Below are 20,709 nucleotides of genomic sequence, written 5' to 3'. Positions count from 1 at the left end.
TATAATCTCTCCTTTTTTATGGTTAAAAAATTGCTTGATGTTCTTTTATCACATGAATCATTTCTAAAGTATCATCTTCCGGTCCTTGCACAGGTAGACCGGCTTCTAAATTCATTGTAATGTAGTTAATATTTCCTGGTGTAATTATTTCCCCGGGAATAAAAATAGGAATACCAGGAGGGTAAACCATGACGAACTCAGCGGAAATACGACCACTTGCCTCTTTTAATGGAATCTGCTCGGTAGCTGCATAAAATGCATCTCTTGGCGACATAGCAAGTCCAGGAATATCTGGTAATGTAACAGATGGCTCTATTACAACTGCCTCTGATTCATGCGCTTCCACCATACGAGAAAGGGCATTTATAAGTAAGTTCGTTTCTTTTTCCGTATCTCCGATTGTGATTAAACAAAGAATATTATACAAATCGGAAAGCTCCACTTCGATATTCGCTTTTTCTCTAAGCCAAATCTCCGCTTCGTATCCAGTCATACCTAAGTTTTTCACACTTATTAATAACTTTGTAGGATCCATATCGAAGGTTGCGGATGTTTGTAGAATCTCTTCTCCAACGCAGTGAATATGAGGAATCTCGTTAATGCGACTACGCGCATCATTTGCAACTCTAATCGCCTCTCCGATCAAATCCTCACCGTGGATAGCTAATTGTCTTCTAGCAGTATCTAATGATGCTAGAAGAGGATAGGAAGTAGATGTAGTTGTTAGCATAGACAATATCGATTGCACTCGTTTAGTAGAAACAAGACCTTCCCGCACATTTAAAATGGAACTCTGTGTCATAGAACCACCCAATTTATGAACAGAGGTAGCAGCCATATCTGCACCAGCCTCCATAGCAGAAACAGGGAGGGATTTATGGAAGTGAATATGTACGCCATGAGCTTCATCCACTACTACAGGAATACCTCTTTCATGCGCGATATCTACGATTTTTTTTAGATCTGCAGCTAGTCCAAAATAGGTAGGATTAATAACGAGTAGCCCTTTTGCATCTGGATGTACGTCTAATGCTTTTTCAACAGATTCAACGGAAATTCCATGAGATATACCAAGTTCTTTATCTACTTCTGGATGGATAAAAACGGGAATAGCACCTGCAAAAACGATTGCTGACATAATAGATTTATGAACATTCCGCGGTACTAGAATTTTATCTCCAGGACCACAAATTGTAAGAATCATCGTCATAATGGCACCGCTTGTCCCTTGAACAGAGAAGAAAGTTTCATCTGCCCCAAAAGCTTCTGCGGCTAAACGTTGTGCTTTTTTTATCGCACCTTTAGGAGAATGTAAATCATCCAAAGGGGCAATATTAATCAAATCTATAGAAAGTATATTATCTCCAACGAACTCACGAAATGCTGGGTCCATCCCTTTCCCTTTTTTATGTCCAGGAATATGAAACTGGATAGGATGACGATTTCGATGCTTTAGTAAGGCATCGAATAAAGGAGTTTCTAATTGTGACAACGCTAATACCACCTCTAGTTAAAATAATTTTTTGTCTTGCTTCAGCGCCTTGCCCCTCGGTGGCAAATGGGAAAAAGCTGCTCCTGCGCAAGCTCGTCGCAAACAAAATCGCTTGTGGTGGCTGAAGAGCTGCCTCTTCGCTTTTTTCCATTTGCCTGTCGGGTCAGTCATAGGCGCTTACACATTTCTTAAAACAAATGAATTATAGCACTTTCCCAGTTTCATGACTATAAAAAATATTTGTCAATTGAATCAGATGGATAATTCTTCTATACTGAAAAGTAGGAGGGATGAGAATGAATTTTCAGACAAAGGCATCCGATTTATTGGGAGTAAAATATCCAATCATTCAAGGTGGACTTGCTTATTTGGCTTATTCTGATCTTTGTGCAGCTGTATCAAATGCGGGAGGTCTAGGTCAAGTAACTGCTATGAGCTTAAAAACGCCGGATGAATTGAGAACGGAAATTAGGAGGGTAAGGGAGTTAACAGATAAACCATTCGGAGTTAACTTCGCTATCGGGCAAACTGGAAGACCTTACGAGCATATGCTACAAGTGGCAATAGACGAGGAAGTTCCAGCTATTTCCATGACCGGAGGAAATCCAGCGCCTATTTTAGAAAAGCTTGCAAACACTTCTATAAAAAAATTAGTGCTCGTTGCTGCAAAACGCCAAGCTCAAAAAGCGGAACAGCTTGGAGCAGATGCTGTGATGGTTGTAGGTCAAGAAGGTGGTGGACATTTAGGAAGGGACGATATTGGTACGATCGTTTTGATTCCTCAAGTGGTAGATGCAGTGTCAATTCCAGTGATAGCTTCTGGAGGAATTGCAGATGGTAGAGGTTGGATGGCTGCTCACGCACTTGGTGCAGAAGGAATTGAGATGGGTACTCGATTCATCGCAACAAAGGAATGTGTTCATGCTTCAGAAGCATATAAACAAGCATTAATCGCAAGCCAGGAGACGGATACTACCGTGATTAAACGATCTATTGGTGCACCAGCCAGAGCGATTAAAAATGAATGGACACAAGAAATTTTACGTATTGAATCTGAAAATCCAACATATGATGCATTAAAAGAACACATTAGCGGCAAAGCAAATAAGCAGTTTATCTATGAAGGTAACGAAGAAAAAGGGTTTGGCTGGGCTGGGCAGTCTATTGGACTGATACATGATATACCCTCAACGGAAGAACTAATAGAACGAATGGTAAAAGAAGCAATAGAAATAAGACAAAAATGGCAACAGTAGGAGGAGAATAATGGAATACACATATCCGTTTTCTATAGATTGGTCTACAGAGGAAATAGTGGATGTCGTCCAATTTTTTGAAGCAATTGAAAAAGCGTATGAAAAGGGTGTAAAGCGAGAAGAATTATTAATGAAATACAGACGCTTTAAAGAAATTGTGCCATCTATGGCAGAAGAAAAAACATATTTTCGAGAATTCGAAAAAGAAAGCGGTTATGCAAGTTATCCAATAGTGAAAATGATGAAAGAAAAAAGCGATCTCAATATTATTAAAGGATAAAGCTTTTCTCCTATAGCTTGAAAGCTATAGGAGAAAAATTCTATTTCATATTAATCATCGTTTTATAAATAGGTAATAGGTATTCGAAAGTTTCATCAACCAACTGGTAGAATTCGTCCTCTGAGAATTTGATTGCCTCTTCTTTAGAGATATGACGCCCTACTAAAAATTCGGCTTTTTTCACATCATGTAGTCGCGTTAGTAAATCCTTTAATTCCCCTTTTTTAGCTTTTTTCAAAGGAATAGCATCTGGTTTCATATGATCTCCAGAAACTATGAAATCATCCGGTAACTTATTGAAAAAGCTTTTCTTCTTTAACAATTTTTCCGCTATAGCTACTTTATCAGGTGCTTCGTAAATGACAGCTACAATGATAAATAAGTGGCTTCCCCACAGTCCAATTTGAAAGTGTGGTAACGCTTTATAACCTCTTTTATATGGTGCAAACGCGACCCAACTATCGTTTGGGGGATTGACGGAGCGTCTAGCATGTTTGGCTACATGTGGAAAGAACTCGTTCCCTAGAGTACCCGAAAAATAATGACTATAATGCATTCCTAGTTTTTCGAATTTTGGACGAACGTTTTCTATAAGAGCATTCATTCTATTTTCTAAACCATCCACTTCGAATACATCAAAGTCTTTGGCTTCCCAAAATGTTTTGTTCATTTGTAAACTCCTTTCGCTTTCCATGTTTATTTTATAGGAAATATGGGTAAAAATCATGTAAGTAGTATTCCTTCAGTTGACAATATTTCATTATCAGCATAAAATATTAAAAATCTTCTGAAAATTACGGAATAATAAAAAGAAGGGGTGTTAGTTATGAGACAGGTAGTGCACATTATTCGTAAAAATGATATGGAAAAAGAAAAAATTCAAACGCTAAAATTGGAACTGGATTATCAGCTTGCTACTTTATATGATGCATTAAGTAACCAAGATGAAAAAGAAATAACTGAAGCGAAAATGCAATTGACTGAAATTCACCGCCTTTTGGAAGAACTAGATGCACTTGATTAATGCTTTACTTTTAAGTAATCCATAAAAACACCTGCTAATCGCAAGACAGCCGGTGTTTTTTTCTTTATACTGTAGAAAAGCGAAAGCGCCTATGTCTGCCCCGACAGGCAAATGGGGAAAAGCGAGGAGGCAGCTCTCCAACCACCACAGCTTTTTCACATTTGACCCCGAGGGGCAAGGCGCTGTAGCTAGACAGTAGAGAAGCGGATTAGGGGAAATTAGGCAGAGAAAGGGTTGTTGACGTGAATATACATAAATTGGACAAAGTTGCGAAATCATTAATTAAGGAAGCGGCAGGAAGAATCAGAGCTTCTTTTACTACAGAGCTAATCATTGAATCGAAATCAGAAGCAAATGACTTAGTGACTAATATTGATAAAGAAACAGAACAATTTTTTATAAAAAATATAAAACAGAACTTTCCGGATCACCGCATTATGGGTGAGGAAGGGTTTGGTGACGATATACAAGATTTAAGTGGCTATGTTTGGATTCTCGACCCAATTGATGGAACGATGAATTTTATCCATCAAAAAAAGAATTTCGCCATTTCTTTAGGTATTTTCAAGGATGGTGAAGGTATACTCGGGTATATTTATGATGTAATGGGAGATGATTTACTTTCTGCCGCCTTAGGAGAAGGTGCATTTTTCAATGATCAGCGCATCCCAAGAGTTGAGCATGCCAAGGTGGAACAATCTATTATCAGTATTAATGCTAGCTGGGTTGTACCGAATAAATACATTGAACATGAGGGAATGATTCAACTCTTGAATAAAGTCCGAGGAACGAGATCATATGGATCTGCTGCAATTGAAATATTGTACGTCGTTATGGGTAGATTAGATGCTTATGTATCGATGCGTTTATCGCCATGGGATATCGCGGGTGGAATAGTAATTGCAAATGAGGTAGGAGCTAATGTAACAACGCTTGCAAATGAGCCAATAAATTTAATGGGACAAAATACGTTTATCGTATCAAAACCCGGTTTACATGAAGAGATTTTAGGGAACTATGTAAAACTGAAGTAAAAGAACGGCAAGAAGGATCTTGCCGATCATGATTACAAAAGTCCTTGGTCTCGCATTTTTTTCTTAGTTTTGAAACCAAAGCCCATTACGATAAAAAGCATTACAAGAAATAGGAAAACGAGTGGAATATTTCGTAGTGCAACAGCGATTCCAATTAGTGCCATCGATAAAATGGCGCCGAGAGAATACAGAACAAAAATCCATTTGATATTACTCAATCCAATTACCTCCAAAAAATGATAAAAAAATATTATTACTTTAGTTTCACTTGTGATATAATAACACAGTTATGGACTCGAAAAAAGAATATGGAGTGGAAATATGACAAATTTACGTCAAGATTTACGAAACATTGCAATTATAGCACACGTTGACCATGGGAAAACGACATTAGTTGACCAATTACTAAAACAATCGGGTACTTTCCGTTCAAATGAGCATGTTGATGAAAGAGCAATGGACTCTGGTGACATCGAACGTGAACGTGGTATTACGATTTTAGCTAAAAATACAGCAGTAGACTACAATGGTACACGTATTAATATACTTGATACACCTGGACATGCCGATTTCGGTGGTGAAGTAGAACGTATCTTAAAGATGGTAGACGGAGTTGTACTAGTTGTTGATGCATATGAAGGATGTATGCCACAAACGCGTTTTGTATTAAAAAAAGCGTTAGAACAAAAGTTAACACCAATCGTTGTAGTAAATAAAGTAGACAAAGATTCTGCACGTCCACTTGAAGTTGTAGACGAAGTGTTAGAATTATTTATAGAATTAGATGCGGATGCAGATCAATTAGACTTCCCAGTAGTTTACGCTTCAGGTGTAAATGGTACTGCCTCTTTAGATCCAGATCCTGCATCTCAAGAAGAAAATATGCAATGTCTATTTGAAAAAATTATCGAAGCAATTCCAGCACCAATCGATAATTCAGACGAACCACTACAATTCCAAGTAGCATTATTAGATTATAATGACTATGTAGGTCGTATTGGTATTGGCCGTGTATTCCGTGGTACAATTGAGGTAGGTCAACAAATTTCTTTAATGAAATTAGATGGATCTATTAAAAATTACCGTGTAACCAAATTATTTGGTTTCTTCGGATTAAAACGTGTAGAAGTTCAATCAGCTAAAGCTGGGGATTTAATCGCTGTATCAGGTATGGAAGAAATTAATGTAGGGGAAACAGTTTGTCCTACAGACCATCCGGAAGCATTAGTTCCATTACGTATTGATGAACCAACATTACAAATGACTTTCTTAGTAAATAACTCTCCTTTTGCTGGTAGAGAAGGAAAATGGGTTACTTCACGTAAAGTAGAAGAGCGTCTGCGTTCTCAACTTCAAACGGATGTATCATTACGTGTAGATGATACAGAATCTCCAGATGCATGGATTGTTTCTGGCCGTGGGGAACTTCATTTGTCAATCTTAATCGAAAATATGCGTCGTGAAGGTTTTGAGCTTCAAGTATCTAAACCAAAAGTAATTATCCGTGAAATTGATGGGAAAAAATGTGAACCAATCGAAAGAGTACAAATTGATGTACCTGAAGATAGTGTAGGTTCTATTATTGAATCAATGGGATTACGTAAAGGTGAAATGATAGATATGGTCAACAATGGTAATGGCCAAGTTCGTTTAATCTTTATGGTTCCTGCTCGTGGATTAATTGGATATTCAACAGAGTTTATGTCCCTTACAAAAGGTTTTGGTATCATTAACCATACATTCGATAGCTATCAACCAGTAGTATCTGGTCGTGTTGGTGGACGTCACCAAGGGGTTCTTGTTTCTATGGAAACTGGTAAAGCGACAACTTACGGGATGATGCAAATTGAAGACCGTGGTACACTATTTGTAGAGCCTGGTACTGAAATTTACGAGGGTATGGTAGTTGGTGAAAATACTCGTGATAATGACATCACTGTAAATATTACAAAAATGAAACAAAAAACAAATATTCGTTCTGCTAACAAAGACCAAACAAACGTTATTAAAAGACCTCGTATTTTAACGCTTGAAGAAGCAATCGAGTTCCTAGGTGATGATGAGTATTTAGAAGTAACACCTCAGTCAATTCGTCTGCGTAAACAGATTCTTGAGAAAAATGAACGTGAACGTGTGACGAAAAAATTAAAAAATGCAGAACTTGAATAGAATCAGAAAAGGGTGAACAACCTTGGAAGAACAGCAATTCGTATTTGGTAGAATGTCTAGTATATCTAAGCTTATTTATGAAATTATGCCAAATTTCGACATAGCGGGTTATGTATTATTTTTGATAATTTTCTTGCTATCTGTGCTTGTGTACAAGCTAGGATTTGCCAAGAAATTGCGTGTGGGACAAAATATAGTCATATACGTCTTCTTATTTTTAGGATGTTTGATGTTAACGTTTTTAGCGTTTTTCCTTCCAGTGGTCGAAGGGTTAATCGTAGCAGCATTAATCTTAATCATTTATAAGATTCGTTTACGACTTGAAAAGAAACAAAGCTCAACTACTTAATTGTAGATGAGCTTTGTTTTTTGCATCAAAGGGATACTTCATTTAATACACAAAGTCCCAGTATCTCTATAGCACAAAAAATAGGACCCCTCTTGTTCGATGAAAAACAAGAAGGGTCCTATTTTTTTCTTCTGTATTTTTTAAAACTCGTTTTCGATAAGTTTAGATGTTTTGTAGAAGATGAATTTGCCTGTTGCTAATCTGGCATTCGTTTTTTCTTCGATACGGTCATGACAGACTGGGCACATATATGTGTGAATAAGTCGATTTCTTAACTTTTTTGCTAATGGTAGATCATCTGAGAGTATGTCTATTCGATCACATATAACACATTGTACTTTCATAAAATCAACTCCTATTCAACGCGAAATGCAGTAACAAATTTGATCGGATTGTTTATATTAGAACCATCCTTTTTTATAACATGCACAGGACCATCCTCACGAAGTGGTTTTCCTTTATGACTAAACTTTAGTAATAAAGTATCTAATTCGTTTAATGGGAAAGAGTGTTCACCTTCTGTTGTTTCAATGACTAATGTTGAAGCATCTTCTAGAGGCTCTGCATTCTGAATAAATGGTTGTAGTTCTACACCAAATGTACTAGTCAGTGCTTTTGTTCGTTCGTATTTTTTCTCTGATTGTAAAGTTGGAGGTACAGTAGCGCCTTCTATAATTTCACGTGACCAATGGGCAGACGTCACTTTTGTATACTCCTCTAATTCATCTTTATACTCATATTCTCCTGAGAAAAATTCGTCCAAATCAATTTTTCGATCATCAAAAATCCAAACAGTTGGATCAAGCGTAATAGTAAATTTAACTGCACCTTTAACAGGTATGATAAATTCCACAGAAATTGCCTCCTCTAATCTTTCTAATCTAACTTAGTATATCGCTAAAATGGAAATTTCTAAAGAATAATTCACTTTTTTATAAACTATGATGAGAGAACACTTGCAATTTTGCTCATCAAAAGATACACTTTAGGGAGGTAAATAAGTAGAAATTATAATAATGGGGGCGTCCTCATGGATACTAAAATACAGCTTTCCTATCAAGAAAAAGCATTAGAGCTTTTAAGAAAAGATGCGGAAAAGATTGCGCAATTAATAAAAGTTCAAATGGACAACTTAACGATGCCTCAATGTCCACTTTACGAAGAGGTTTTGGATACTCAGATGTTTGGACTATCGCGCGAAATTGATTTTGCGGTCAAACTCGGACTTTTAGAGAAAAGTGAAGGAAAAGAAATTATTGCTTCACTAGAAAAAGAGTTATCCGTTTTACATGATATCCATACAGAAAAATAATAATAAAACTCAAACGAAGTTAACTGTTTGAGTTTTTTTTCTAACGGAAGAAATAGAGGTTTTGACATGATTCCATATTTGAAACGATTTTTTAGAAATTTTGATTATGCTTTGTTTTTTGTTTACTTAGCATTATGTTTGTTTGGGTTAGTAATGATTTATAGTGCTAGTATGGGGTGGGCAGTTCTCAATTATGGCTGGGAGCCAGACTATTTTTTCGGCAAACAAAAGATAAACTTAGCACTAGCTATCCCAGTATTTTTTTTAATGGCCTTTTTCCCTTATAAACATTATAAAAGACGCTTCATGATGCAACTGATGCTTTTTGTTATGTTTACCTTACTAATACTCGTTCATTTTATCGGAACTGGTGGGGCGAGTGGATCTCAGAGTTGGATTCATTTAGGTTTTGGTAATATTCAACCTTCGGAAATTGCGAAAGTAGTAATAGTATTATATTTTGCCGGTATTTTTACGAAAAAATATGAAAATGGTACGTTGAACAAATTGAATGAATCAGTGGGACCCCCATTGATAGTATTGTTCTTTGTTTTTGTACTAATTATGATGGAAACAGATGTTGGAAATACAATGATTATTAGCTTTGTAGCGATTTCAGTAATCGCTGCAAGTGGCATAAAATTTAAATCTTTCTCCAAACTTGTCGGATTAATTGGTATAGTTATAACAATGGGACTACTTGCGATCTATTTTATGAAGGATACCTTGATAACTCCGCGCAGACTTGGACGATTAGAGGCATTTATTAATCCGTTCGACTATGAGCTAGATTACGGGTTCCAAATAGTAAATGGATATATTGCGATAGGCTCAGGTGGTTTAAAGGGATTAGGATTAGGAAATTCCAATCAGAAGTTTGGATACTTGCCTGAACCACATACAGATTTTATAATGGCTATTATAGCGGAAGAGCTTGGGCTTATAGGAGTTTTAATAGTCTTATGTGGATTGTTTTTTATTGTGTTAAAGGGAATCATGATTGCCTTATCTACAAGAGATCCACAAGCTCGTATGATTGCTGCTGGTATTTCTAGTATTATTGGTTTTCAAACATTCGTAAACTTAGGAGGAATGTTAGGGATTATTCCACTTACAGGAGTTACACTTCCTTTTATAAGTTTTGGAGGTACATCTATCATTATACTATCCGCTGCAATAGGGATATTAATGAATGTATCTATGTTTGTTAAGCATGAAAAAACAAAAGAATAAGGGGTGCCAATGGATGGAGAACATTAAAAAAATTGTTGTTGCAAACAGAGGGGAAATCGCTATTCGAATCTTCCGCGCGTGTACGGAGTTAAATCTGCGTACCGTTGCGATTTATTCACGGGAAGATAGCGGTTCTTTTCACCGTTTTAAATCGGATGAATCCTATCTAGTCGGAGAAGGTAAAAAGCCGATTGACGCTTATTTAGATATTGAGGATATCATTCGAATTGCTAAAGAGAGCAATGCAGATGCTATTCATCCAGGTTACGGTTTTTTATCTGAAAATTTAGAATTCGCTAAACGTTGTGAAGAAGAAGGAATTATTTTTATTGGTCCTACTTCCAAACATTTAGATATGTTTGGAGATAAAGTAAAGGCCCGTGAGCAAGCAGTAAAAGCAGGTATTCCAGTTATTCCTGGTAGTGATGGGCCAGTTGAAAGCTTAGAAGAGGTACAGGCATTCGGTGAGACACATGGTTACCCACTGATGATTAAAGCTTCTCTTGGCGGTGGTGGTCGAGGGATGCGTGTCGTTCAAACGCAAGATGAGTTGGAAAGTGCATACGAACGTGCCAAATCAGAGGCAAAAGCTGCTTTTGGATCAGACGAAGTTTATGTGGAAAGATTTATTGATCAACCAAAACATATCGAAGTTCAGATATTAGGAGATAAGCATGGTAATTTAATTCATCTTTATGAACGAGATTGTTCGATCCAAAGAAGACATCAAAAAGTAGTGGAAATTGCTCCATCTAATTCATTAAGTGCTGAATTACGAAACAAAATCTGTCAAGCTGCTGTTCAATTAATGCAAAATGTATCATACATAAATGCAGGAACTGTAGAGTTTTTAGTAACAGAAGAGGAATTTTTCTTTATCGAAGTAAATCCACGTATTCAAGTAGAGCACACGATTACAGAAATGATCACGGGTGTCGATATTGTCCATGCACAGATTAAAATCGCAGATGGCTTAGCACTAACAAGTGAAGAAATGGGAGTTCCAAGTCAAGAAAATATTCCTCTATTTGGTTTCGCCATACAATCGCGTGTAACAACAGAAGATCCATTAAATAACTTTATGCCAGATACAGGAAAACTAATGGTATATCGTTCGGGTGGTGGATTTGGTGTTCGTTTAGATGCAGGTAATGGCTTCCAAGGCGCGGTCATCACACCTTATTACGATTCATTGTTAGTAAAAGTTTCTACATGGGGTATGTCTTTTAAAGAGGCAGCAGCTAAAATGAACAGAAACTTGCAGGAGTTTAGAATTCGAGGAATTAAAACGAATATTCCATTCCTAGAGAAAGTTGTCAAACACCCAAGTTTTCTTTCAGGACAGTTTAATACTAGTTTTATAGATTCAACCCCTGAATTGTTCATGTTCCCAAATAGAAAAGACCGAGGAACCAAATTATTAAACTATATTGGAAATGTTACGGTGAACGGATTCCCGGGAGTGCAGCAACAAACGAAACCAGTATTTGGCGTTCCAAGAAAACCGACATTAGATATTTCTCAAGCACCACCGAGTGGAACGAAACAAATCCTTGAGTCAGAAGGTGTTGAAGGAGTTATCAAGTGGGTCAAAGAGCAACAAGGCGTACTTTTAACAGACACAACATTCCGCGATGCTCACCAGTCTTTACTTGCAACTCGTGTACGTTCACATGATATGTTTGGTATAGCGAAAGAATCTGCGCAGGGACTGAATAATCTATTCTCATTTGAGATGTGGGGAGGTGCAACTTTTGACGTTGCATATCGTTTCTTAAAAGAAAGCCCATGGGATCGACTGATTAAAATGCGTGAAATGATTCCGAATGTGTTGTTCCAAATGTTATTCCGTGGGGCAAATGCGGTTGGATATAAAAACTATCCAGATAATGTAATTCGCGAATTTATTCAAAAGTCTGCAGAAGCAGGAATTGACGTATTCCGAATTTTCGACAGCTTAAACTGGATAAAAGGAATGGAAGTTGCCATTGATGCAACGAGACAATCCGGAAAAATAGCAGAAGCAGCTATTTGTTACACTGGAGACATTTTAGATGATTCTAGAGCTAAATATACAGTTCAGTACTATAAAGACATGGCAAAAGAGTTAGAAGCGGCAGGAGCTCATATTTTAGCGATTAAAGATATGGCAGGCTTACTAAAACCAGAAGCTGCATATCGTTTGATCAGCGAGCTAAAGAGCACGGTTGATTTGCCAATTCATTTACACTCCCATGATACAAGTGGAAACGGTATTTATATGTATGCGAGAGCAATAGATGCTGGAGTAGACATAGTCGACACTGCATTAGGTTCTATGGCAGGCTTAACTTCACAACCAAGTGCAAGTAGTTTAAGTTATGCGATGAAAGGATCTAATAGAGAAGTCATCGGGGATATTGACGCTTTTGAAAAGCTATCTTATTACTGGGAAGATGTTCGTAAATATTACCAGGATTTTGAAAGTGGAATGATGAGCCCGCATACAGAAATCTATGTACATGAGATGCCTGGTGGGCAGTATAGCAATCTTCAGCAACAAGCAAAAGGGGTAGGTCTCGGCGAGAGATGGGAAGAAGTAAAAGAAATGTATTCTCGTGTGAACTTATTATTCGGTGATGTTGTAAAAGTTACACCTTCATCTAAAGTAGTAGGGGATATGGCTTTGTTCATGGTTCAGAACAATTTGGATGAAGTATCCGTCATCACAAGAGGAAAAACAATAGACTTCCCAGATTCTGTAATCGAGTTTTTCGAAGGTTATATTGGGCAGCCGTATGGTGGTTTCCCAGAAGAGCTTCAAAAAGTAATATTAAAAGATCGACATGCAATTAATGTTCGTCCTGGAGAGTTACTAGAACCTGTTGATTTTGAAACCGTACGAGAGTTGTTATTTAATCAACTAGGTCGTCCTGTAACAAGCCAAGAGATTTTGGCCTATACTTTATATCCAAAAGTATTTGAAGAATATAGTGCAACAGAAAAGAATTTTGGTGATGTGTCTGTCCTAGATACGCCTACATTCTTATATGGTTTACGACTTGGTGAAGAGATTGAAGTGGAAATAGAAGTTGGAAAAACGTTAATCATTAAAATGGTTTCTATCGGTGAACCAACGCAAGACGGTAATCGCGTCATCTACTTCGAGTTGAACGGTCAGCCACGTGAAATCATTATTCAAGATATGAATATTGAAGTTAGCCATTTATCAAAACAAAAAGCAGATGTAACTAACGAAAATCATATTGGTGCAACTATGCCTGGTACAGTATTAAAAGTTGCTATAGATATTGGTAGCAAAGTAAAAAGAGGCCAGCATTTGCTAATTACAGAAGCAATGAAAATGGAAACAACAGTACAGGCACCATATAATGGTGTCATAAAAGAGATCCACGTTGTGGCAGGAGAAGCAATCTCAACTGGTGATCTATTAATCGTAATGGACAAAGAATAGAAAAAAGGCTGTTTGACAAACATTTGTCAAACGGCCTTTTCTAATGTGTTAGGTGACTATAGAAGATTTAGTCATGTGGAAACATTTTCAAAAATCATAAGGAGGGTCATGTACCAGTTCTAGTTTGAGAGCAACCAAAAGTCTGTTGAGAGCAACTAGTCTAGACTGAAAGCAACCAAATTGATCTTGTGTGCAACCAATTTTCATAAAACAAGTTTACTTGGACTGAGACAACAATAGTAAGGGAGCGTTATTTAGGATTACTTACTAAAGCTAATACATTCACTTTATTCAAAAGAGCTTCCGGTTGATTAACTTTGTCCTAATAGCCCCGGAGTTTTAATGATAAACAGTGACGCTAATTAACTAGCGTTATTTCTTATGGATCCTAGCGGACACTTCATTCTACTTACTATCTTCCAGTTTCCCCAATATGCGCGTAATTCCATTTTATCCTCCCCATGAGACTCACTTGTATCTAACTCGAGTTTGCACACGACTTGCGGGATGCGCCAAGACTAGCAATTAACTTTAATGTCTTAGTCAAAATAATTAGGACACATCTTGTTAATCTAAAACAAGATGTGTCCATTAATTGTTTATTCTTTTGGTGTTTAGGGAATTGAAAACAATGATGTACTTAATTTTCTCCTCTACTTCTAGATAACAATAGAATCATATAACATAGTAGACCAAAAAGTAAGGATATAAACAATGAATGTAATAGTGCAACATACAAGTTTAACTTAGTTAGAATAACGAACATTCCGGAGAGTAATTGAGATGTTACTAAGATAAGTGCAATGATCCAGCTCCAGTAGATTGCACGTTGGGATTTGTAATTTTTAATAACATGAATTGCAGCGATTAGTATCCAAAGAAAAATTAATCCTGCTGCTGTCCGGTGTCCCATTTGAACCCACTCATATAAGTTAGTAGGTAAAGAGAACTCGTCATTTCGACATAATGGCCAATCCCGGCAGACTAAGCTAGATTCCGTATGTCGTACAAGTGCGCCCGTATAAATGACTACGTATGAATAAAGTGTAATACCAATTGTATGAAATCTTAGTGTTTTACCTATTCTAATTTTATCCGTGTCGAATTTTCGATCGACTTCAAAAATTAACAGAGTTAATAATAAAACGGCCGCAAATGAAATAAGAGAAATACCAAAATGAAGTGCGAGGATAAAATCTCCTTGTCCCCATTTTACTTGTGCAGCACCAATAAGTGCCTGTAATACTAAGAAAAAGATTGCCATGAATGATAAGAATTTTGTTTCCCGAACATGTCCTAAAGAACGCCAAGCCCAAATTCCTAAAGCGACAATAAAAATACCGACAGCTCCTGTAACAAGACGATGAGAAAATTCAATTAATACTTCTGTCGTAATAACATCTGGAATAAGTTGTCCATTACAACCGGGCCAGTGTCGTCCACAACCCATGCCACTGTCAGTCTTCGTGACTAGTGCTCCTCCTAACAGGATAAGTAACATACCAACTGTTGAGGCAATTGCAAGGGCTTTTAAATATTTATGAATGTGCAATGCGCCACCTACTTTATGTATCTTGTTCGTCTATGTAAGACGATATCTGCTACTAGATAATATCGAAACATGAGAAAAATTACAATGTATATACTTTGAACACATGAAGGCGAAATTACCATTTCACAAATTGTTCATAAATTCGTGCCCGAACCTTCACAAATAGTGACAAAAAATGATTTACTATTGATATGTTCTATTATAATTTACATTTTTTTAGAACTTATTGTGCGAAAATCTTTATTCACTATAGAAATTGGGAAAGATTTTCGCTATAGTAAAAGGTAGCGGAATATGCTTACAAAAATGAAAGGAGGGGCAGCATGTCAAATGGTCATTCAATAACCGCTACTACCGAAACTGAAACAGAACCAGTATCCAGTTCATTTATGAAAGATTTTCTGTCGCTTATTAAGATTGGGATTGTGAATTCCAATTTAGTAACGACATTTACTGGTTTGTGGCTAGCATTTCAAATTACTAACAGAAACTTTCTACATGAGTTAGATTTGTTATTTTATACGCTTTTTGGTGCAGCACTTATAATTGCAGGATCTGCAGCGATGAATAACTATATCGATCGTGATATTGACCCTGTCATGAAAAGTAAGAAAGGTAGACCTACTGTTACTGGAAGATTTACACCATCAGCCGTGCTGATAACTTCCTTTTCGTTTTTAATTGTAGGTGAAATCTTGTTATTTATGGCTTCAACTTCTGCGGGAGTTTGGGGACTGGCGGGTATCATTAGTTACGTTGTTTTATACTCTATGTGGTCAAAAAGAAAACATGTTAGTAATACGGTAGTAGGTAGTATTTCAGGTGCTATACCTCCAGTAATCGGATGGGCAGCAGTAGAACCGGGATTAAGTTTTGGTGCGATTGCATTATTCTTAATAATGTTTGCTTGGCAACCTCCGCATTTCTATGCGCTTGCAATGAAGCGGACGGAAGAATATAGAGCAGCGAACATTCCGATGTTACCTGTTGTAAAGGGTTTCAAACGTACAAAAGTATCGATGCTTTTATGGATTTTACTTTTGTTCCCACTACCCTTTTTATTAATGGATCTCGGAATAATTTTTATTATTTTAGCAACAGTGCTTAATATTGGCTGGTTATTGCTATCTATTAAAGGTTTTCGTACAGAAAATGATATTAAATGGGCCACACGTATGTTTATTTATTCGTTAAATTATATGACAATCCTGTTTGTATCAATGATTATCTTTTCTATCTTTATCTAACTTCGGGAATTCTTTCTTAAAGTCCATAAGAATTCATATAAAACAGAACGACCGTCTAAATGCACATGAATACAACTATGAAAGAGGGGTTTGATTTAGCTATGATGAAAGGGCTTAAAAAATGGCGTCTTTTTTCACTGTTAGCAGCTCTAACGATTTTCTTATCGGGTTGTGGCGAGGAATATCTATCGACACTTACACCTGCAGGACAAGTCGGAAGAGATCAATTTAATTTACTACTTTTAGCATCTGCTATCATGACATTTGTTGTTATCGTAGTAGTAATTATCTATGTACTTGCGCTAGTGAAATTCCGACGCAAAAAAGTTGGAGAAAATGTTATTCCTAAACAAGTAGAAGGAAGTCATACACTAGAAGTAATTTGGACAGTTATTCCAATTCTTCTATTGATTGTACTTGCTGTTCCAACTGTAATTTATACTTATAAGCACGCGGATGTAGCGGCTATGGATCACGTGGATGCAGACGGAAACAAAACTGCTGTTACTGTTAATGTAACTGCAAAGCTATATTGGTGGGAGTTTGAATACCCAGATTTAGGCGTTGTAACTGCACAAGAACTTGTAGTTCCTACAGGGGAAAAAGTTTACTTTAACTTAAAAGCAGCTGATGTAAAACACTCATTCTGGATCCCGGCAGCTGGTGGTAAGATGGATACAAACGTAGAGAATGTCAACCAATTCTACTTAGAATTCGATAAAGAATCTGCTGGATTAAAAGATGGCGTATTTTATGGTAAATGTGCTGAGCTTTGTGGTCCATCACATGCTTTAATGGATTTCAAAGTAAAAACATTGAATCGTGACGACTTTAATGCTTGGGTAGAAGCAGCGAAAACAACTGAAGCTGTTGCAGACGGTGAGCTTGCTACTCAAGGAGAAGAAATCTTTAATACAAGCTGTATCGCATGTCATGCGACTTCTGCTGCAGGAACTGCTGGTGGAGTTGGCCCTAACTTAGCGACATTTGGAGATCGTAACCGTGTTGCTGGATTTATGGATCATACAGAAGAAGATCTTAAAAACTGGATTTCTGATCCACAGAAATACAAACCAGGTAACTTAATGCCTCAGCCAAAACAACTTAACAATGGCGAAGAATTTAGTGAAGAGCAATTAGATGCTCTTGCAGAATATTTAATGGGACTGTCTATTGAAAAATAATTTCAGTAGATAATTATGAGGGAGGTTAAAGTTGTGAGTTCAATCGCACAGAAAAAGGGCTTTGGCGCAACTTTATGGGACTACTTAACAACAGTCGACCATAAAAAGATAGCGGTCATGTACCTCATTGCTGGTGGATTATTTTTCGTAATCGGCGGTATTGAGGCAATGCTAATTCGTATTCAATTAGCGAAGCCAGATAACGATTTTGTTAGTGCTGGTCTGTTTAATGAAATTATTACAATGCACGGAACAACGATGATTTTCCTTGCGGCCATGCCAATATTATTTGGTTTTATGAACGCTGTTATGCCACTTCAAATTGGGGCACGTGACGTTGCGTTTCCATTCTTAAATTCACTTGGTTTTTGGTTATTCCTATTTGGTGGTCTATTCCTTAACCTTTCTTGGTTTATGGGCGGTGCACCTGACGCAGGATGGACTTCATACGCTTCGTTATCTTTAGCTTCACCAGGTCATGGTATTGACTTTTATGCAATCGGACTACAGATAGCTGGTGCTGGTACTTACATAGGTGGTATTAACTTCCTTGTAACGATTATTAATATGCGTGCACCAGGTATGACATATATGCGTATGCCATTATTCACATGGACTACATTTGTTGCAAGTGCGTTAATTCTTTTTGCTTTCCCACCACTTACAATCGGATTATTCTTCTTAATCCTTGACCGTATGTTCGGAGGTAACTTCTTTGACCATACAATGGGTGGTAATACAATTATTTGGGAGCATTTATTCTGGATATTTGGACATCCTGAAGTATATATCTTAATATTACCGGCTTTCGGTATTTTCTCAGAAATTTTCACTATTTTTTCTCGTAAACGTCTATTTGGTTACTCATCTATGGTATTTGCGACCGTATTAATCGGTTTCTTAGGATTCATGGTTTGGGCTCACCATATGTTTACAGTTGGTTTAGGACCTACAGCAAACGCTATTTTCGCAGTTGCTACAATGGCAATCGCTGTACCTACTGGTATGAAAATCTTTAACTGGTTGCTTACGATGTGGGGAGGAAGTATTAAAGTTACGACTCCAATGCTTTATGCTTTAGGATTTATTCCTTCATTCGTAGCTGGTGGGGTAACAGGTGTAATGCAAGGGGCTGCTCCTCTTGATTATCAATTACATGATTCTTACTTTATCGTTGCCCATTTCCACTATGTAATCGTAGGTGGGGTTGTGCTTGCAATTTTAGCAGCAGTACATCTATATTGGCCTTTAATGTTTAACCAAATGTTAAGCGAAAAATTAGGTAAATGGACTTTCTGGTTCTTCTTTATCGGTTTCCATTTAACATTCTTTATTCAGCATTTCTTAGGACTAATGGGGATGCCTCGTCGAGTATTTACGTTTAGAGCAGACCAAGGTTGGGATTTATTCAACTTAATCAGCTCGGTCGGTGCAGCATTCATGGCAATTGGTGTAATAATTCTTGTATATAATATCATTGTTACGGCTGTTAGAAACGAACCAGTTGGCAATGACCCTTGGGAAGATGGACGTACGTTAGAGTGGGCTATTCCACAACCAGTTCCATTTTATAACTTTAGACAAACTCCACTTGTTCGTGGACTTGACCCGTTCTGGATTGAAAAACAAGAAGGAAATAAAGAAGGTATGACATATGCAGAGCCTCTTTCTGATATCCATATGCCAAACAACTCATTTATTCCTTTCGTAATGACAGTTGGTTTATTTATCGCTGGTTTCGGAGCTCTTTATCACGGTGAAAAAGAATGGTCTATTCCAGTATTAGTACTTGGATTCGCTATTACTTTTGGTTCAATGGCTGTTCGTTCATTAAAAGATGATCATGGTTTCCATATTCACAAAGAAGATTTGATGAATGAAAAAGGGGGTAAATAATAATGGACTTAAATAAAAAGTACACCCCACAAACTTGGCCAGATCACCCAGAACAAGTTACAATGGAAGGTAAGAACAAGTTTTTAGGTTTCTGGCTGTTTCTAGGTGGAGAAACTGTACTGTTTGCAAGTTTATTTGCTACTTATTTAGCGCTTAAAAATAAAGGACCAAGTGGTATGGAGTTTTCTACTCAGTCATTATTCGAATTACCACTAGTATTCGTTATGACGATGATACTTCTTACTTCTTCATTAACAAGTGTTTATGCAATGTATCATATGAAAAACCATAACTTTAAAGGTATGCAGCTTTGGTTGGGAATTACGGTTGTTCTTGGGCTAGCGTTTTTAGCTTTAGAGATTTATGAGTTTAATCACTATGTACATTTAGGATTTAATTATAGTCAAAGTGCATTTTCATCTGCTTTCTTTACGTTAGTTGGAACGCACGGTTTGCACGTTGTAGTTGGTTTAGTATGGATTACACTATTAATCGTACGTAATGCGAAGCGTGGATTTAGCTTGTATAATGCACCAAAATACTATACTGCTTCTCTATACTGGCACTTCATTGACGTTGTGTGGGTATTCATCTTTACAGTAGTATACTTGATGGGAGTTGTTGGTTAATATGTCTCACGACGCTCAAGTTTATGTTAAGTCTGATGCTGAATTTAATTATATTAAGCAAAAGAGAAGACAAGATATGCGCAACCAGATAACAACTTTTGCAATTATGATTTTCTTTACACTAATTGCATTCACTACTGTTGCAGCTGGTTTCTCTAAATACTTAATAGCACCTGTAATTTTGTTACTAGCAGCAGTTCAAGTGGCATTACAACTTTTTTACTTCATGCATATGAGTGAAAAAAATCATAACGTTCCAATGTATTTCTTATTTGTTGGGGCATTCTTCGGATTTATCTTCATCCTTACGTTCTTAACGATCATCTGGTGGGGTTAATCCAAACTAAAAAGTCGAGTCTAAGAGTATTCTTAGGCTCGGCTTTTTTTCTGATTAGGAGAATGGTTTCAGATATTATAAAGGAAATAACTGTTTAGGGAAACTGCGCGGTAAAGAGATACGGCAAAGGTAATTGATTTCCGCTCCAGGCGGACGGTGAGCCAGCAGGTGTCGCCGCCTTGCGCTTCCATCAATAGAACTTGCTGACTAATCCATAATTAAATGCAAAAAAGCTCTTTAATTTATTTACCACTGTCCAGC

The 20,709-nt window shown here is 37.1% G+C and carries 20 protein-coding genes; 14 read left to right on the top strand and 6 right to left on the bottom strand.

Going from position 1 to position 20,709, the window contains the following annotated elements; translation table 11 throughout:
* Positions 1–22: 22 nt before the first annotated feature.
* On the bottom strand, positions 23–1,492 hold the full coding sequence (locus OR571_RS21160; protein WP_282245801.1) for an aminotransferase class I/II-fold pyridoxal phosphate-dependent enzyme: 1,470 nt from the start codon (positions 1,490–1,492) through the stop codon (positions 23–25).
* A 296-nt stretch (positions 1,493–1,788) separates the two neighbouring features.
* Between OR571_RS21160 and OR571_RS21155 the strand changes: the two genes are divergently transcribed.
* Positions 1,789–2,748 (top strand): NAD(P)H-dependent flavin oxidoreductase, encoded by a 960-nt coding sequence (locus OR571_RS21155; RefSeq protein ID WP_282245799.1) that lies wholly within the window; start codon positions 1,789–1,791, stop codon positions 2,746–2,748.
* Between the two features lie 10 nt (positions 2,749–2,758).
* Positions 2,759–3,028, top strand: a complete 270-nt coding sequence (locus tag OR571_RS21150) for a UPF0223 family protein (RefSeq protein ID WP_282245797.1) — start codon at positions 2,759–2,761, stop codon at positions 3,026–3,028.
* A gap of 40 nt (positions 3,029–3,068) precedes the next feature.
* Here OR571_RS21150 and OR571_RS21145 read toward each other — a convergent pair whose 3' ends face one another.
* Entirely contained in the window at positions 3,069–3,698 is a 630-nt protein-coding gene (locus OR571_RS21145; protein WP_282245796.1) for a YktB family protein, read from the bottom strand.
* Positions 3,699–3,854: 156 nt separating this feature from the next.
* On the opposite strand from OR571_RS21145, the gene OR571_RS21140 reads away from it, so the two are divergent.
* Together OR571_RS21140 and OR571_RS21135 are read left to right on the top strand one after the other, a co-directional pair.
* Entirely contained in the window at positions 3,855–4,052 is a 198-nt protein-coding gene (locus OR571_RS21140) for a hypothetical protein (protein WP_142537603.1), read from the top strand.
* A 242-nt stretch (positions 4,053–4,294) separates the two neighbouring features.
* The gene (locus OR571_RS21135) at positions 4,295–5,086 is read left to right on the top strand and encodes an inositol monophosphatase family protein (protein ID WP_282245795.1); all 792 of its coding nucleotides are present in this window, start codon (positions 4,295–4,297) and stop codon (positions 5,084–5,086) included.
* Between the two features lie 32 nt (positions 5,087–5,118).
* On the opposite strand, the gene OR571_RS21130 is transcribed toward OR571_RS21135, so the two are convergent.
* Positions 5,119–5,304: a YlaF family protein gene (locus OR571_RS21130; protein ID WP_142537605.1), complete on the bottom strand. Its 186-nt coding sequence runs from the start codon at positions 5,302–5,304 to the stop codon at positions 5,119–5,121.
* A gap of 103 nt (positions 5,305–5,407) precedes the next feature.
* Between OR571_RS21130 and typA the strand changes: the two genes are divergently transcribed.
* Both typA and OR571_RS21120 read left to right on the top strand, forming a co-directional pair.
* Positions 5,408–7,255 carry a translational GTPase TypA gene (gene typA, locus OR571_RS21125; RefSeq protein WP_282245794.1) on the top strand — a complete coding sequence of 616 codons (1,848 nt, stop codon included), beginning with the start codon at positions 5,408–5,410 and terminating at the stop codon, positions 7,253–7,255.
* Between the two features lie 22 nt (positions 7,256–7,277).
* Positions 7,278–7,604, top strand: coding sequence for a YlaH-like family protein (locus OR571_RS21120; protein WP_282245792.1), 327 nt, complete (start codon positions 7,278–7,280; stop codon positions 7,602–7,604).
* 140 nt (positions 7,605–7,744) lie between these two features.
* Here OR571_RS21120 and OR571_RS21115 read toward each other — a convergent pair whose 3' ends face one another.
* A complete protein-coding gene (locus OR571_RS21115; protein ID WP_142537607.1) occupies positions 7,745–7,948 on the bottom strand; it encodes a YlaI family protein in 204 nt (67 codons plus the stop codon).
* Between the two features lie 11 nt (positions 7,949–7,959).
* On the bottom strand, positions 7,960–8,457 hold the full coding sequence (locus OR571_RS21110; protein WP_282245789.1) for a peptidyl-prolyl cis-trans isomerase: 498 nt from the start codon (positions 8,455–8,457) through the stop codon (positions 7,960–7,962).
* A gap of 177 nt (positions 8,458–8,634) precedes the next feature.
* On the opposite strand from OR571_RS21110, the gene OR571_RS21105 reads away from it, so the two are divergent.
* The 3 genes from OR571_RS21105 to pyc all read left to right on the top strand — a co-directional run bounded on the left by OR571_RS21105 (position 8,635) and on the right by pyc (position 13,603).
* Positions 8,635–8,916 (top strand): Fpa/YlaN family protein, encoded by a 282-nt coding sequence (locus OR571_RS21105; RefSeq protein WP_142537609.1) that lies wholly within the window; start codon positions 8,635–8,637, stop codon positions 8,914–8,916.
* A gap of 66 nt (positions 8,917–8,982) precedes the next feature.
* Entirely contained in the window at positions 8,983–10,149 is a 1,167-nt protein-coding gene (locus OR571_RS21100) for an FtsW/RodA/SpoVE family cell cycle protein (protein WP_282245787.1), read from the top strand.
* 13 nt (positions 10,150–10,162) lie between these two features.
* On the top strand, positions 10,163–13,603 hold the full coding sequence (pyc, locus tag OR571_RS21095; RefSeq protein ID WP_282245785.1) for a pyruvate carboxylase: 3,441 nt from the start codon (positions 10,163–10,165) through the stop codon (positions 13,601–13,603).
* Between the two features lie 640 nt (positions 13,604–14,243).
* Here the strand turns inward: pyc and OR571_RS21090 are convergent.
* Positions 14,244–15,155, bottom strand: coding sequence for a COX15/CtaA family protein (locus OR571_RS21090; protein WP_282245783.1), 912 nt, complete (start codon positions 15,153–15,155; stop codon positions 14,244–14,246).
* A 323-nt stretch (positions 15,156–15,478) separates the two neighbouring features.
* On the opposite strand from OR571_RS21090, the gene cyoE reads away from it, so the two are divergent.
* The 5 genes from cyoE (at position 15,479) to ctaF (ending at position 20,448) form a co-directional block, all read left to right on the top strand.
* Entirely contained in the window at positions 15,479–16,402 is a 924-nt protein-coding gene (gene cyoE, locus OR571_RS21085) for a heme o synthase (RefSeq protein ID WP_282245781.1), read from the top strand.
* Positions 16,403–16,503: 101 nt separating this feature from the next.
* Positions 16,504–17,586, top strand: coding sequence for a cytochrome c oxidase subunit II (gene coxB / locus OR571_RS21080; protein ID WP_282246326.1), 1,083 nt, complete (start codon positions 16,504–16,506; stop codon positions 17,584–17,586).
* A 33-nt stretch (positions 17,587–17,619) separates the two neighbouring features.
* On the top strand, positions 17,620–19,482 hold the full coding sequence (locus tag OR571_RS21075) for a cytochrome c oxidase subunit I (protein WP_282245779.1): 1,863 nt from the start codon (positions 17,620–17,622) through the stop codon (positions 19,480–19,482).
* A 2-nt stretch (positions 19,483–19,484) separates the two neighbouring features.
* Positions 19,485–20,111 carry a cytochrome (ubi)quinol oxidase subunit III gene (locus OR571_RS21070; RefSeq protein WP_142537615.1) on the top strand — a complete coding sequence of 209 codons (627 nt, stop codon included), beginning with the start codon at positions 19,485–19,487 and terminating at the stop codon, positions 20,109–20,111.
* A gap of 1 nt (position 20,112) precedes the next feature.
* Positions 20,113–20,448: a cytochrome c oxidase subunit IVB gene (gene ctaF, locus OR571_RS21065; protein ID WP_142537616.1), complete on the top strand. Its 336-nt coding sequence runs from the start codon at positions 20,113–20,115 to the stop codon at positions 20,446–20,448.
* The last annotated feature ends 261 nt before the right edge of the window (positions 20,449–20,709 follow it).

Origin of the sequence: Psychrobacillus sp. NEAU-3TGS, assembly GCF_029955155.1 — a bacterium.
Taxonomy (GTDB): domain Bacteria; phylum Bacillota; class Bacilli; order Bacillales_A; family Planococcaceae; genus Psychrobacillus.
This window is presented reverse-complemented; position numbering and strand designations above follow the sequence as displayed.

Excerpts from the sequence above, each read along its gene's own strand:
- OR571_RS21155 (WP_282245799.1), top strand. The coding sequence starts at position 1,789 with ATGAATTTTCAGACAAAGGCATCCGATTTATTGGGAGTAAAATATCCA.
- OR571_RS21150 (WP_282245797.1), top strand. The coding sequence starts at position 2,759 with ATGGAATACACATATCCGTTTTCTATAGATTGGTCTACAGAGGAAATA.
- OR571_RS21145 (WP_282245796.1), bottom strand. The coding sequence starts at position 3,698 with ATGAACAAAACATTTTGGGAAGCCAAAGACTTTGATGTATTCGAAGTG.
- OR571_RS21140 (WP_142537603.1), top strand. The coding sequence starts at position 3,855 with ATGAGACAGGTAGTGCACATTATTCGTAAAAATGATATGGAAAAAGAA.
- typA (WP_282245794.1), top strand. The coding sequence starts at position 5,408 with ATGACAAATTTACGTCAAGATTTACGAAACATTGCAATTATAGCACAC.
- OR571_RS21115 (WP_142537607.1), bottom strand. The coding sequence starts at position 7,948 with ATGAAAGTACAATGTGTTATATGTGATCGAATAGACATACTCTCAGAT.
- OR571_RS21105 (WP_142537609.1), top strand. The coding sequence starts at position 8,635 with ATGGATACTAAAATACAGCTTTCCTATCAAGAAAAAGCATTAGAGCTT.
- OR571_RS21100 (WP_282245787.1), top strand. The coding sequence starts at position 8,983 with ATGATTCCATATTTGAAACGATTTTTTAGAAATTTTGATTATGCTTTG.
- pyc (WP_282245785.1), top strand. The coding sequence starts at position 10,163 with ATGGAGAACATTAAAAAAATTGTTGTTGCAAACAGAGGGGAAATCGCT.
- cyoE (WP_282245781.1), top strand. The coding sequence starts at position 15,479 with ATGTCAAATGGTCATTCAATAACCGCTACTACCGAAACTGAAACAGAA.
- coxB (WP_282246326.1), top strand. The coding sequence starts at position 16,504 with ATGATGAAAGGGCTTAAAAAATGGCGTCTTTTTTCACTGTTAGCAGCT.
- OR571_RS21070 (WP_142537615.1), top strand. The coding sequence starts at position 19,485 with ATGGACTTAAATAAAAAGTACACCCCACAAACTTGGCCAGATCACCCA.
- ctaF (WP_142537616.1), top strand. The coding sequence starts at position 20,113 with ATGTCTCACGACGCTCAAGTTTATGTTAAGTCTGATGCTGAATTTAAT.